General features: G+C 61.2%; 10 protein-coding genes. 2 read left to right on the top strand and 8 right to left on the bottom strand.

Annotated elements, in window-relative coordinates; genetic code table 11:
• Positions 1-180 precede the first annotated feature (180 nt).
• The 7 genes from BLW22_RS15900 to BLW22_RS15865 form a co-directional block, all read right to left on the bottom strand.
• Complete coding sequence (locus tag BLW22_RS15900; protein WP_074847005.1) at positions 181-1,572, bottom strand: sigma-54 interaction domain-containing protein; 1,392 nt, start codon at positions 1,570-1,572, stop codon at positions 181-183.
• Positions 1,569-3,143: an ABC transporter ATP-binding protein gene (locus BLW22_RS15895; protein ID WP_065948198.1), complete on the bottom strand. Its 1,575-nt coding sequence runs from the start codon at positions 3,141-3,143 to the stop codon at positions 1,569-1,571. The genes BLW22_RS15900 and BLW22_RS15895 overlap by 4 nt, the downstream gene beginning before the upstream one ends.
• A gap of 10 nt (positions 3,144-3,153) precedes the next feature.
• Positions 3,154-4,176, bottom strand: a complete 1,023-nt coding sequence (locus BLW22_RS15890) for an ABC transporter permease (RefSeq protein WP_065927157.1) — start codon at positions 4,174-4,176, stop codon at positions 3,154-3,156.
• Positions 4,176-5,237: a microcin C ABC transporter permease YejB gene (locus tag BLW22_RS15885; protein ID WP_074847004.1), complete on the bottom strand. Its 1,062-nt coding sequence runs from the start codon at positions 5,235-5,237 to the stop codon at positions 4,176-4,178. Before BLW22_RS15885 ends, BLW22_RS15890 begins: the two co-directional genes overlap by 1 nt.
• On the bottom strand, positions 5,237-7,096 hold the full coding sequence (locus tag BLW22_RS15880) for an extracellular solute-binding protein (protein WP_065927155.1): 1,860 nt from the start codon (positions 7,094-7,096) through the stop codon (positions 5,237-5,239). The genes BLW22_RS15885 and BLW22_RS15880 overlap by 1 nt, the downstream gene beginning before the upstream one ends.
• 130 nt (positions 7,097-7,226) lie before the next feature.
• Entirely contained in the window at positions 7,227-7,508 is a 282-nt protein-coding gene (locus BLW22_RS15875) for a peptidylprolyl isomerase (RefSeq protein ID WP_044274278.1), read from the bottom strand.
• A 736-nt stretch (positions 7,509-8,244) separates the two neighbouring features.
• The gene (locus BLW22_RS15865; RefSeq protein WP_074847003.1) at positions 8,245-8,739 is read right to left on the bottom strand and encodes a DUF1543 domain-containing protein; all 495 of its coding nucleotides are present in this window, start codon (positions 8,737-8,739) and stop codon (positions 8,245-8,247) included.
• Between the two features lie 106 nt (positions 8,740-8,845).
• Between BLW22_RS15865 and BLW22_RS15860 the strand changes: the two genes are divergently transcribed.
• Positions 8,846-9,667 (top strand): aldo/keto reductase, encoded by an 822-nt coding sequence (locus BLW22_RS15860; protein ID WP_065927153.1) that lies wholly within the window; start codon positions 8,846-8,848, stop codon positions 9,665-9,667.
• A gap of 53 nt (positions 9,668-9,720) precedes the next feature.
• Here the strand turns inward: BLW22_RS15860 and BLW22_RS15855 are convergent, their stop codons facing one another.
• Positions 9,721-10,236, bottom strand: coding sequence for an Hcp family type VI secretion system effector (locus BLW22_RS15855; protein WP_065927152.1), 516 nt, complete (start codon positions 10,234-10,236; stop codon positions 9,721-9,723).
• 477 nt (positions 10,237-10,713) lie between these two features.
• Between BLW22_RS15855 and tssA the strand changes: the two genes are divergently transcribed.
• Positions 10,714-12,261, top strand: coding sequence for a type VI secretion system protein TssA (tssA, locus tag BLW22_RS15850; RefSeq protein ID WP_074847002.1), 1,548 nt, complete (start codon positions 10,714-10,716; stop codon positions 12,259-12,261).
• Positions 12,262-12,284: the final 23 nt, after the last annotated feature.

The following is a 12,284-nucleotide window of genomic DNA, read 5'->3' as shown; positions in this document are numbered from 1 at the left end:
TTCGAGTGTTTTTGAATGCTGTCTCGATTTTGAGACAAATGAAGACAAAATGTGGGAGGGGGCTTGCCCCGATAGCGGTGCATCAGCCAGTAAATGTGTTGACTGGCCTGATGCTATCGGAAGCAAGCCCCCTCCCACAGGGAGTGTCTTTCTATGGAGAATTTTGTCTCTGTTTGGAGATCAGGCGATTCCAAGTGCCACCATCTTCTTGTACAACGTCGACCGCCCCAGCCCCAATCGCCTGGCCGCCTCCACCACATTCCCGTCACACGCCTGGAGTGCCGCCGCAATCACCTGCCGATCAAGCCGCTCCCGCGCCGCCGCAAACGTCTCACCCTCAACCGTGTCCACTGCGCCGCGCGTCACCGGGCTGAACGTGCCAATCGCCGCGCGAATGTCCCTAGCGTTCAGCACCAGGTCATCGCTCAGCAACGCCGCGCGCTCCAGCACGTTGCGCAGTTCGCGGATGTTCCCCGGCCACGCATGCTGCGCCAACAGCGCCAGGGCCTCGCGGTCCAGTTCATGCTGGCTGCGCAGTTCCTCGAGGATCGCTTCGCTCAGCGCCGGAATGTCCTCCAGCCGTTCACGCAGCGGCGGCACCTGGATCGGCAATACGTTCAGGCGGTAATACAGGTCCGCACGGAACTCACCGCGCTTGATCGCCGCTTCCAGGTCCATGGAGGTGGCCGCGATCACCCGTACATCGCTGTGCAGCATTTCGTTGGAACCCACCGGTTCGAATTCCTTTTCCTGCAACACCCGCAGCAGCTTGCTTTGCAGCGGCAGCGGCATATCGCCGATTTCATCGAGGAACAGCGTGCCGCCCTGGGCAATCTGGAACTTGCCTGGACGGCCCTTGCGATCGGCACCGGTAAAGGCGCCCGGCGTGGTGCCGAAGAACTCGGCTTCCAGCAGGTCATGGGGAATCGCCGCGCTGTTGATGCTGACAAACGCCTTGTGCGCACGCGGTGAGGCACCGTGGATCGCCTGGGCGAGCAATTCCTTGCCGGTACCAGTCTCGCCCAGCAGCAGCACCGGCGATTCGGCGCTTGCGCTGCGTCGTGCACGGCGTTTGACTTCCAGGCTGGCGGCGCTGGTGCCGATAAAGTGCGCGAAGTTGTACTTGCTCTGGCGTGAGCGCAGCAACGAGCGGGTGGAGGCCAGTTCCTGCTGCATGCTCAGGTAGCGTTCGATCAGCGGCGACAGGTTGCGCAGCTCATCGAACAAGGCAAAGCCAATCGCACCGATCACTGCACCGGCGTCGTTGTGGATCGGCAGGCGCATCACCACCAAAGGGCCTTTGGGGGTGTCCTGGATGTCCAGCAGAATCGGCCGGTCGGTGCGCACCACCTGGCGCAACAGGCTGTTGGAAATCACCCGCTCGCACGGCTGGCCGATGGCTTCATCGGCACTCTTGAGGCCGAAGCGCTTGGCGTAGCGCTCATTCATCCAGACGATATTGGCGTCGCGGTCGACAATCACCGTGCCTTCGCTGGACTGCTCGATGATCTCGAACAGCGACTGGATCGCCAGGCCGCGAACCTGTTGGTAGTCCGTCAGGCTGGTACTCATGACGACAGCCCGCCGGCCGCCGCCAGGAGTTCTTTGGTATACGGGTGCTGCGGTGCTTCGAAAACGTCATGGCTCGGCCCGCGCTCCACCACCTTGCCGTCCTTGATCACGATCATGTCATGGGCCATGGCGCGCACCACGGCGAGGTCATGGCTGATAAACAGGTAGGTCAGACCGTACTTTTCCTGCAATTCACGCAGCAACGCTACGACCTGCTTCTGCACCGTACGGTCCAGTGCCGAGGTCGGTTCATCCAGCAGCATCAGCGCCGGCTTGAGCACCAGCGCGCGGGCGATGGCGATGCGTTGGCGCTGGCCGCCGGAGAATTCATGGGGGAAGCGATGGCGGCTGGCGGGGTCGAGGCCCACGTCCTTGAGCACCTGGATCACTTGCGCATCGCGGTCGGCCAGGCTGCACGGCGCATGCACCTCCAGGCCTTCGCTGATGATCTGCTGCACCGACATGCGCGGGCTAAGGCTGCCGTAGGGGTCTTGGAAGACCACCTGCATCTGTTTGCGCCACGGGCGCATTTGCTTGTGGTTGAGCGGGTCGAGAGACTCGCCCTGGAAGCGGATGCTGCCGGTGGAGTCCAGCAGGCGCAGGATCGCCTGGCCGAGAGTGGACTTGCCCGAACCGGACTCGCCGACAATCCCCAGGGTCTTGCCGCGCTGCACGCTGAGGCTGATGCCATCCACCGCGCGCAGGTAGGTCTTGCGCCGGAACAGGCCGCCGCCCAGGGGGAATTGCACGCTCAGGTCGTGCACGTCCAGCACGGTCTCCCGTGGCTCGCTGCACAGCACATCGCCGGACGGCTCGGCGTCCAGCAGCAGGCGGCTGTAGGGGTGTTGGGGGGCCGTGAACAACGCCTCGCAGTCGGCCTGCTCGACAATCTCGCCGGCACGCATCACGCACACCCGCTGGGCAATGCTGCGCACCAGGTTGAGGTCATGGCTGATCAGCAGCAGCGACATGCCCAGGCGGTGTTGCAGGGACTTGAGCAGCAGCAGGATCTTGCGCTGCACGGTCACGTCGAGGGCGGTGGTGGGCTCGTCGGCGATCAGCAGTTCCGGCTCACAGGCCAGGGCCATGGCGATCATCACCCGTTGGCGTTGGCCCCCGGAGAGTTGGTGGGGATAGGCCTTGAGGCGTTCCTGTGGTTTCTGGATACCCACCAACTGCAGCAACTCGAGGATGCGCGCCTGAGCCGCCTTGCCGCCGAGGCCCTTGTGCAGCAGCAAGGTTTCGCCGATCTGTTTTTCGATGCTGTGCAGTGGGTTGAGGGAGGTCATCGGCTCCTGGAAGATCATCGCAATGCGGTTGCCGCGCAGTTTCTGCAAGGTCGACGCCGAGGCGCCGATCAGTTCCTGGCCGCGATACTTCACGGAGCCGCGGGTTTCAGTACCGGCTTCGGGCAGCAGTTGCAGAATCGAATGGGCGGTCACCGACTTGCCGGAGCCGGACTCACCCACCAGCGCCAGGCACTCGCCGGGGCGTACGTCCAGGCTCAGGTTGCGTACCACGGTCTGGCCGCTGAAGGCGACGCTGAGGTCGCGGATTTCGATCAGGTTCATACGCAGTCACTCATGAGCGTGGGTCGAAGGCATCACGTAATGCCTCGCCGATAAAGACCAGCAGCGACAGGATCAGCGCCAAGGTGAAAAACGCCGTCAGGCCCAGCCACGGCGCTTGCAGGTTCTGCTTGCCCTGGGCAATCAGCTCGCCCAATGACGCACTGCCCGCAGGCATGCCGAAACCGAGGAAATCCAGGGCGCTCAGGGTGGAAATCGCCCCGGTGAGGATAAACGGCAGGTAGCTCAAGGTGGCGGTCATGGCGTTGGGCAGGATGTGCCGGCGAATGATCTTGCCGTCGCCCAGGCCCAGGGCCCGTGCGGCCTTGACGTACTCCAGGTTGCGCCCGCGCAGGAACTCGGCGCGCACCACATCCACCAGGGCCAGCCAGGAAAACAGCGCCATGATCCCCAGCAACCACCAGAAGTTCGGCTCGACAAACCCCGACAGGATGATCAGCAGGTACAGCACCGGCAGCCCGGACCACACTTCAAGGATGCGTTGGCCGAGCAGATCCACCCAGCCGCCGTAATAGCCCTGCAAGGCCCCGGCGGCGATGCCGATGGTGGCGCTGATCGCGGTGAGTGCCAGGGCAAACAGGATTGACACCCGCGCGCCGAAGATCACCCGTGCCAGCACATCCCGCGACTGGTCATCGGTACCCAGCCAGTTCACCGTCGAGGGCGGGCTGGGGGCCGGGCGGGTCAGTTCGTAGTTGGGGGTGTCGTCGCTGAACGGGATTGGCGGGAACAGCATCCAACCGCCGTCCTGCTTGATCAGCTTTTGCACGTAGTCACTGCGGTAATCGGCCTGGAACGGCAGTTGCCCGCCGAACTGCTGCTCGGTGTAGCGCTTGAATGCCGGGAAATACAGCTCGTTCTTGTAGCTGAGCACGAGAGGCTTGTCGTTGGCGATCAACTCGCCGCCCAGGGTCAGGATAAACAGCCCGATAAACAGCCACAGCGACCACCAGCCGCGACGGTTTTTCTTGAAGCGTTCGAAACGCCGACGGGCCACGGGAGACAGGTTAAGCATCAGGCGTTCCTCGCGGCGAAGTCGATACGCGGGTCCACCAGGGTGTAGCAGAGGTCGCCGATCAGTTTTATCAGCAGGCCAAACAAGGTGAAGATAAACAGCGAGCCAAACACCACCGGGTAGTCCCGGGACACGGCCGCTTCGTAGCTCATGCGGCCGAGGCCATCGAGGGAAAAGATCACCTCGATCAACAGCGAACCGGCAAAGAACACACTGATGAACGCCTGGGGAATCCCCGAGATCACCAGCAGCATGGCGTTGCGAAACACATGGCCGTACAGCACCCGGCGTTCGCTCAGGCCCTTGGCGCGGGCGGTCACTACGTACTGGCGCGTGATTTCATTGAGGAACGAGTTTTTGGTCAGGATGGTCAGGGTGGCGAAACCGCCGATTACCAGCGCGCTGACCGGCAGCACCAGGTGCCAGAAGTAGTCGGCGATCTTGCCCACGGTGCTCAGTTCGGCGAAGTTTTCCGAGACCAGCCCGCGCACCGGGAACCAGTTCAATGACGTGCCTCCGGCGAACATCACAATCAGGAACATCGCGAACAGAAACGCCGGCATCGCGTAGCCAATCACAATGGCGGTGCTGCTCCACACATCAAAGCTGCTGCCATGGCGCACCGCCTTGCGAATGCCCAGGGGGATCGACACCAGGTAAGTGATCAGCGTGGCCCACAGGCCGAGGGAAATGGTCACCGGCATTTTTTCCAGGATCAGGTCGATCACGGTGGCGCCGCGAAAGAAGCTGTTGCCGAAATCCAGCTGGGCGTAGCTATTGAGCATCAGCCACAGGCGTTCCGGCGCGGGCTTGTCGAAGCCGTATTGTTTTTCGATGTCCTTGATCAGTTTCGGGTCCAGCCCGCGGCTGGCACGGGAGCCGCTGCTGACAGCGTCGCCGGATGAGCCGCCGACCGCGCCGCCGCCGATGCCCTGCAAGTGGGCGATGGCTTGTTCCACCGGCCCGCCGGGGGCGGCCTGGACGATCACGAAGTTGACCAGCATGATGATCACCAGCGTCGGGATGATCAGCAGCAGGCGCCGCACGATATAGGCAAACATCAGCGAGCTCCCGCGCGTTTTTTCAACTCGGCATTCATTTGTTCATTGGTCAGCGGGGTAGGGCTGATTTCCCACCAGGTTTCCAGGGCTTCATCATTCCTGGCCTCGATGGCCGGACGGCCGAAGCGGTTCCACCACGCAGCGGAGGTGCCGGGCGGGTAGTAATTGGGGATCCACAGGTAATTCCATTGCAGCACCCGATCCAGGGCATGGGCATAGGTGAGCATCTGCGCCTGGGTGTCGGCCTTGACCAGGCCCTTGATCAGGCTGTCGACGGCCGGGTCCTTGAGCACCATGTAGTTGTTGGCGCCCGGATCGAATGCGGCGGTCGAGCCGAAGTAGTTGTACAGCTCCATGCCGGGCGAGGTGGTCACCGGGAAGCCGGTGACGATCATGTCGTAGTCGCGGGCCATCAGGCGGTTCACGTATTGCGAAGAGTCGATGCGGCGGATGTTCAAGGTAATGCCGATCTGTGCGAGGTTGCGTTTGTACGGCAACAACAGGCGTTCCAGGCCGTTCTGGGCATTGAGGAAGGTGAACTCCAGCGGCTCGCCCTCGGCATTGACCAGTTTGTCGCCGTCTGGCTTCCAGCCGGCTTCTTCCAGCAGGGCCAGGGCTTGCAACTGTTTGTCGCGGATCATGCCGCTGCCATCGGTGACCGGGGCCTTGAACACCTGGGTGAATACCTCGTCGGGAATCTGCCCGCGCAAGGGTTCGAGAATCGCCAGTTCTTCCGGGGTGGGCAGTTGGGTGGCGGCCAACGGGCTATTGGAGAAGTAGCTTTGCTGGCGGATGTACAGGTTGCGCATCATCTGCCGGTTGGCCCATTCGAAGTCCCACAGCATTGCCAGGGCCTGGCGCACGCGACGGTCCTTGAACATCGGTTTTTGCACGTTGAACACATAACCCTGGGCCGGTTGCGGCATGTCCTTGGCCAGGTGCGCACGTTGCAGGCGGCCATCGTCCAGGGCCGGGCCGTTGTAGCCGATGGAATAGCCGGTGGCGGAAAACTCACGGTTGAAGTCGTAGGCGCCACCGCGCAGTACCTGGCGGGCCACTTCGGTGTCACCGAAGTACTCCAGGCTCAGGTGATCGAAGTTGTACAGGCCGCGGCTGACGGGCAGGTCCTTGCCCCACCAGTCGGGGTCGCGGGTAAAGGTGATGGTGCTGCCCGAGTCGATCTTGCCGACCTTGTACGGGCCGCTGCCCAGGGGGGCTTCGTAGCCACCGCCGTTGGCGAAGTCGCGAGTTTTCCACCAGTGCTCGGGAAACACCGGCAGGGTGGCGATATCCAGGGGCAGGGTGCGGTTTTCATTGCTGGAGAAATCAAAACGTACCTGGCGCTGGCCTTCGACTTCGACGTGCTTGACGTCGGCGAACAGCGTGCGAAAGCGCAGGCTGCCTTGGGTCATCAGCAGGTTGAAGCTGTAGCGCACGTCTTCGGCGGTGATCGGCTTGCCATCGGCAAAGCGCGCCTTGGGGTTGAGGAAGAAACGCAGGGACAGGCCGTCCTCCGCGCGTTCCATCTTCTCGGCCACCAGGCCATACACCGTGTAGGGCTCGTCCAGGGAACGCAGGGCCAGGGGCGCATACAACCAGCCGTCGACCTGGGAGACGCCGATGCCTTTGTCGATATACGGCAGCACATGGTCGAAACGCCCGATCTCCAGCGCCGAGCGCCGCAGGCTGCCGCCCTTGGGGGCGTTGGGGTTGGCGTAGTCGAAATGGCTGAAACCGGCTGGATACTTGGCCGGTTCGCCGTACACGGTCATGGACGGTTGGGGCGCCGCGATCACGGCGCTGCTGGCCAGCAGCAGGGCCAAGGAGGTACTGAACAGTCTGGAAAAAGCCAATCGCATTGTCAGCCTTGAACGCCGGGTGGAGAAGAATAAGGATTTGTACGCTAACGGCATCAGCGTCGCCAGTCGTCACATGCACAACGGCCCACCAAGAGGCGGGCCGTTGTTTCAAGCAGCAGCGCGGACGGGATCAGTCCTGGCGGCTGGTGACTTCCAGCAGGTGGTAGCCGAACTGGGTTTTTACCGGGCCTTGCACGGTGTTGACCGGGGCGCTGAAGACGACGGTGTCGAATTCCTTGACCATCTGGCCTGGACCGAACGAACCCAAGTCACCGCCCTGGCGGCTGGATGGGCAGCTGGAGTTGGCTTTGGCGATTTCTGCGAAATCGGCGCCGCCTTCGATTTGGGCCTTGAGTTCGTTGCACTTGTCTTCGGTGGCAACGAGGATGTGACGGGCGGTGGCTTTGGCCATGGGGATTAACTCCTTGAGTAAAAACGGTGAGCGTACCGGATTCAGGCGGTTATTTCCTGGCAAAGTTCCGCTGGGGTTCAGGTTGGGGCGTTGAGCTTGGGTATTGGCGTGAGATCTAGAGCAGACTGATATCTACCTGATGTATAGAGATCACATGTGGGAGGGGCGGTGCGACGATTCGACTTGCTCCCGATGGCGGCCTGAAAGCCGACCAGGATGTTGGATCAGATCGAGTGCATATCGGTTGCTGCGGTAATGGAGTGAGATCCAGAGCAGACTAGTATCTACCTGATGTATGGAGATCAAATGTGGGAGGGGCGGTGCGACGATTCGACTTGCTCCCGATGGCGGCCTGACAGCCGACCAGGATGTTGGAACAGACCGAGTACATATCCGTTGCTGCGGTAACGGCCACCTATGGTTCCGCTCTTACAGCGGCTCACTTTTGGAGGGACCCAAAAGTAAGCAAAAGGTCCTCGCCCCAACACTCGGCACCTCGCCTAGGCTCGGTGTGCCCGAACGCAGGCTTGAATCCGTGGGCCGCCGTCATGGGCCATCCCTGGCCCAGGACGGCTAACCCGGCGTCCTGCCGGGTTACCCACGGATTCAAGCCTGCGTTCGGCCAGCGTGTTTGACGGGGCGCCTGAGATCAAGAGCAAAAGCCACAGCCACAGCAAAAGCAGTGTTACGTCTGACGTTGCCGGAGTCATCTGATGTCAGGTCGAATAAGCCCCCATCAATTCAAGACGATATAGTCATTCTGCTGAATGATCGGCCGATGGGCGCCTTGCACCAGGTGCAGGTAGCGGCCGTCCACCAGGTCGATGGGCAGGCAGTCGTCGATATCCATCACGCCGTCGGTGTGGGCCTGGGACCAGTGGCGCAGCATTTGTTGCTTGCCCTTGCTGGTCGCCTCCCGTTTGTTGCGGGCGACCACCAGCAGGTAGTGGTGGGCTTCGCCAAAGCTGTTGGCTTCATAACCGCCAAGGTTGATGAAGTACAGGTGATGGGCGTCGGCAGCGGGGGCCAGGTGGCTGAGTTCGACTTTCCAGCCGTCGACGCCGTCCACCGCCATCCACGAATCTATATGCACGCCCTTTGGGCTGCCAAACCAGCTCTCGCGCAGTTGCGGGTAGGTATCTTCCAGGGTGTCTGCTACGGCGAACACCACATCGTGCACTTCAATTCTTGCTCGTGGGTGCTTGCCCCCGAGCATCACGACAAACAGCATTGCAGGTCCTTCCTGGCGACTTGGCAAAGGGCAACCATACTTCGATTGAACCCTTTTGTCCGGTCAATGCCACACTGTTAATCCGCGAATTCATCAGGAGGTTGTCATGCGCACCATTGATCTGGCGGGCGTTCCCGTCCCTGTCATCGGCCAGGGCACCTGGCGCATGGGCGAAGACCCGGACCGGCGTCGCGCCGAAGTCGCGGCATTGCAACTGGGGATCGACGAGGGCATGACCCTCATCGACACCGCCGAGATGTATGGCGAGGGGGGCGCCGAGGAAGTCGTCGGCGAAGCCATCAGCGGCAGGCGCGACCAGGTGTTCCTGGTGAGCAAGGTCTACCCGCACAACGCCAGCCAAAAGGGCGTGCCCCGTGCGTGTGAAGCCAGCCTCCGGCGCCTGGGCACGGACTACATTGATCTGTATCTGCTGCATTGGCGTGGCCAGTACCCCCTTGAAGAAACCGTCGAAGCGTTCGAGCGCCTGCGTGAGGCTGGCAAGATCGGCCGCTGGGGCGTCTCGAATTTCGATGTGGCCGACCTGCAGGAACTCGCATCCCCGGCCTGCGCGACTAACCAGGTGCTGTACAACATCGAAGAACGCGGGATCGAATTCGACCTGTTGCCCTGGTGGCAACAACACCATTTGCCGCTGATGGCGTACTGCCCGATTGCCCAGGGTGGGGCGTTGCTGTCCAGTCAGACCCTCAAGCAGATCGCCCGCCGCCACGAGGTCACGCCCGCCCAGGTTGCCCTGGCCTGGGTGCTGCGCCAGGACGGTGTGATCGCCATCCCCAAGGCGGTCACCCCGGAGCATGTACGGCTCAATGCGGCCGCCGCCAAGATGGTGCTCGATGAGCACGACCTGGATGCCATCGATCGGGTGTTCGGCGCACCCAAGCGCAAGCATCCCTTGGCGATGGTGTAGTTGCCTGGCAGAAACGGTGCCGTCCCTGGCACCTGTTCCTGCTCAGGTCCGACCTAACCCGCTACCGGGCTGCGCCAGTCATCGGACCCGGATGTGCCGGACACTTCGTGGGTCCACACGATCTTGCCATAGGTGAAGTGCACGTCCTCCAGGTGAGTGAAATGGGCATTGTCCGGATCCTGGCAGTGGGGCATGCGTGACTGTATGTCCACGATCTTCGCCCTCTCCAGTTCAATCGTGAAGTAGTGCTCTTGGGTGCCGGCTGGCGACGTACGGAACCACTCGAGTCGGCAGGTGACGTCTTCACCGCTGGTCAAGGCGCTGAACAGCAATGGCGATGACTTATCGAAGACCTTGCTGATCATCAGCGGCTTATGGACCCTCTGGCCCGTCGGCTGGCCGGACTGCGGGTCGCGTGGAACAATCACCTGATGGGAGAAGGCCTGGACCAGAATCTGGTCTTCATGGCCTTCCTGGTAAATATTGCCCACCGAGTCCTTGGTAAATGTGCCTGCCGTAATCAAGCCTTGCTTGGAGCCAGTGACGGAAAGATACGCGGGTGTTGGCATGACGGGTTTCCTTGTCTGATTGATGAGGTAGTTCCAACGGTTAATCGTACCGGTTGGGAATGTGGCTATTACAAGAAGCGTGCCGGAAAGTGTGGGAACCAATACGGACTTGGCATGCTGTGGATATAGGCGTTGGATTTAAACGGGTGTTATGGTTTTTTTGGCTGTTTTGCGGGAAATGTTTGCGCATAAGTGCGCATTTAGTTGCTCATGTTGAAACGTCGCTCAGTAGTTGGTTTTCCGCTGGGGTTAGGTGAAATATATCTCTGTAGCTGCGCAAAAGCCTGCATATGCCTTGGTTTACGGGTGGTGTAGGAAATGTCTTAAGTGTGAGTCTGTTGCTTGCTGGATGTTATTGTCGTGGCTAAGGTTTACGAACTTCGCGGCGATTCAAGCGAAGGTTGATGGCAATCTAGTGTGAAAGTTAAATGCACTTAGTTTGTCGCTCGTGCCTTGGATAGTCGAGTGCGCTCCTAAATGGTCCATTCAGAAAAACTCTGCGCTTATTACCTCGAGGTTGCCCGGCAGCCCTGTTTGCCAGCGAACTTTGCCGGCAGTGATATGCGCTATTCAAATGAATATGAAACCCTGGAGTCCGAACTGGCAAAGTTGCAGTCCATGCATGGCGCCGGCCAGCCGGACTGGCAAAAGCTCCTGGAAATCAGCGAATGCCTGTTGCGTGAGCAGTCCAAGGATCTGCGCGTGGCCGTCTGGCTGACCTGGGCGCTTTACCACCGCGAGTCCTTTGCCGGACTGCTGGCTGGCCTCGGGTTGCTGCGCCATCTGTGTGAGCACCATTGGTCGGCGGTATACCCTGGAAAGCTGCGCACCCGCAGCGCAGCGTTCGGCTGGCTGGTCCTGCGCCTTGAGACACTGCTTGTCCAAGACCTTTCGGTTCAAGGCCCGCAACCCTTGTTCCAATCTATGCTTGAACACCTCACGCGCCTTGATGAACTCTGGACTGCACATTTGGGAGGCGACGCGCCGCTGTTGCTGCCGATTCGCAAACAATTGGAGCAGTGGTTGGCGCTTGCTGTGCAAGGCCATCCCCCTATCGCCGGGTTGAACGCCGCCGTTGCGCAAGTGCAACCCGCTGCTACGCCATCCTCAACGGCCAAACCGACGGTAAACAACGAAAAAGATGCGCACGACTTGCTGTTTGCCTTGCAGGAACAAGCTCGTCCGTTGTGTGCCTGGTGGTTACGCCAGGACGCCGCCGACCTACGGGCCTTGCACCTGAGTCGAACGCTGGCCTGGCTGTCCATCGTCCGCTATCCGGATGCCAACGGTGAGCGAGTCACCGCGTTGTGCGGGCCTGCCCCCGACAGACTCAAGTACTACCAGCAACGTTTTGCCCAAGGCCATCACGCCGAGCTGCTGCCTGAACTTGAGGCCGGCCTCTCAGGTGCGATGTTCTGGTTCGACGGGCTGTACATGCTCTGGCAATGCCTGGAAGCCCAGCAGGCGGAACTGGCCGTGAGCGAGTTGGAAGTGAGTTTCGCCCTGCTGTTGCAACGATTGCCGGACTTGCCGGCGTTTCGCTTTCAAGGGGGCGCTCCTTTTGCCGACGACGCCACTCGCGGCTGGATCGCATTGCATGTTTCCCATCACCTGCAAACCCCTGAGGCGCCCCGCGTGGGGGGCGATGCCGAGCCCTGGGAGATCGCCTTGCAGGATGTGCTACCGCGGCTGCGCAAGGATGGGCTCAAAGCCGCGGTACATGAGCTCAATCAAGGTCTGCATGCCGCTCGCAGCGATCGCGCCCGCTTTTATTGGCGGTTGGCCCTGGCGCGCTTGTGTGCACACGCTGGCAAACATGAACTGGCGAAGATCCAGCTCGAACAACTGGACCTCGAGCTGCAGCGCTCGGGCCTGGAGCGCTGGGAGCCGGAGCTGGCGTTTCAAGTGACACGCCTCTTGCACCGCTGCTGCGACCTGCTGCCACAAAACCATGCCGTGCGCGAGCGCAAGGAAGACACCCACCGCAGGCTGTGCCTCTTCGATCTGGAAGCGGTACTTGAATAGGCTTACGAGCCGCTTGAAAAGGA

The organism is Pseudomonas marginalis (assembly GCF_900105325.1).
GTDB classification, from domain to species: Bacteria; Pseudomonadota; Gammaproteobacteria; order Pseudomonadales; family Pseudomonadaceae; genus Aquipseudomonas; species Aquipseudomonas marginalis.
The sequence above is the reverse complement of the archived record's forward strand: the minus strand, read 5'-3'. Positions and strand labels throughout refer to the sequence as shown.

Coding starts and splice junctions, on each gene's coding strand:
- tssA (WP_074847002.1), top strand. CDS start 10,714: ATGGTCCATTCAGAAAAACTCTGCGCTTATTACCTCGAGGTTGCCCGG.
- BLW22_RS15880 (WP_065927155.1), bottom strand. CDS start 7,096: ATGCGATTGGCTTTTTCCAGACTGTTCAGTACCTCCTTGGCCCTGCTG.
- BLW22_RS15900 (WP_074847005.1), bottom strand. CDS start 1,572: ATGAGTACCAGCCTGACGGACTACCAACAGGTTCGCGGCCTGGCGATC.
- BLW22_RS15875 (WP_044274278.1), bottom strand. CDS start 7,508: ATGGCCAAAGCCACCGCCCGTCACATCCTCGTTGCCACCGAAGACAAG.
- BLW22_RS15885 (WP_074847004.1), bottom strand. CDS start 5,237: ATGTTTGCCTATATCGTGCGGCGCCTGCTGCTGATCATCCCGACGCTG.
- BLW22_RS15865 (WP_074847003.1), bottom strand. CDS start 8,739: ATGCTGTTTGTCGTGATGCTCGGGGGCAAGCACCCACGAGCAAGAATT.
- BLW22_RS15860 (WP_065927153.1), top strand. CDS start 8,846: ATGCGCACCATTGATCTGGCGGGCGTTCCCGTCCCTGTCATCGGCCAG.
- BLW22_RS15855 (WP_065927152.1), bottom strand. CDS start 10,236: ATGCCAACACCCGCGTATCTTTCCGTCACTGGCTCCAAGCAAGGCTTG.
- BLW22_RS15890 (WP_065927157.1), bottom strand. CDS start 4,176: ATGCTTAACCTGTCTCCCGTGGCCCGTCGGCGTTTCGAACGCTTCAAG.
- BLW22_RS15895 (WP_065948198.1), bottom strand. CDS start 3,143: ATGAACCTGATCGAAATCCGCGACCTCAGCGTCGCCTTCAGCGGCCAG.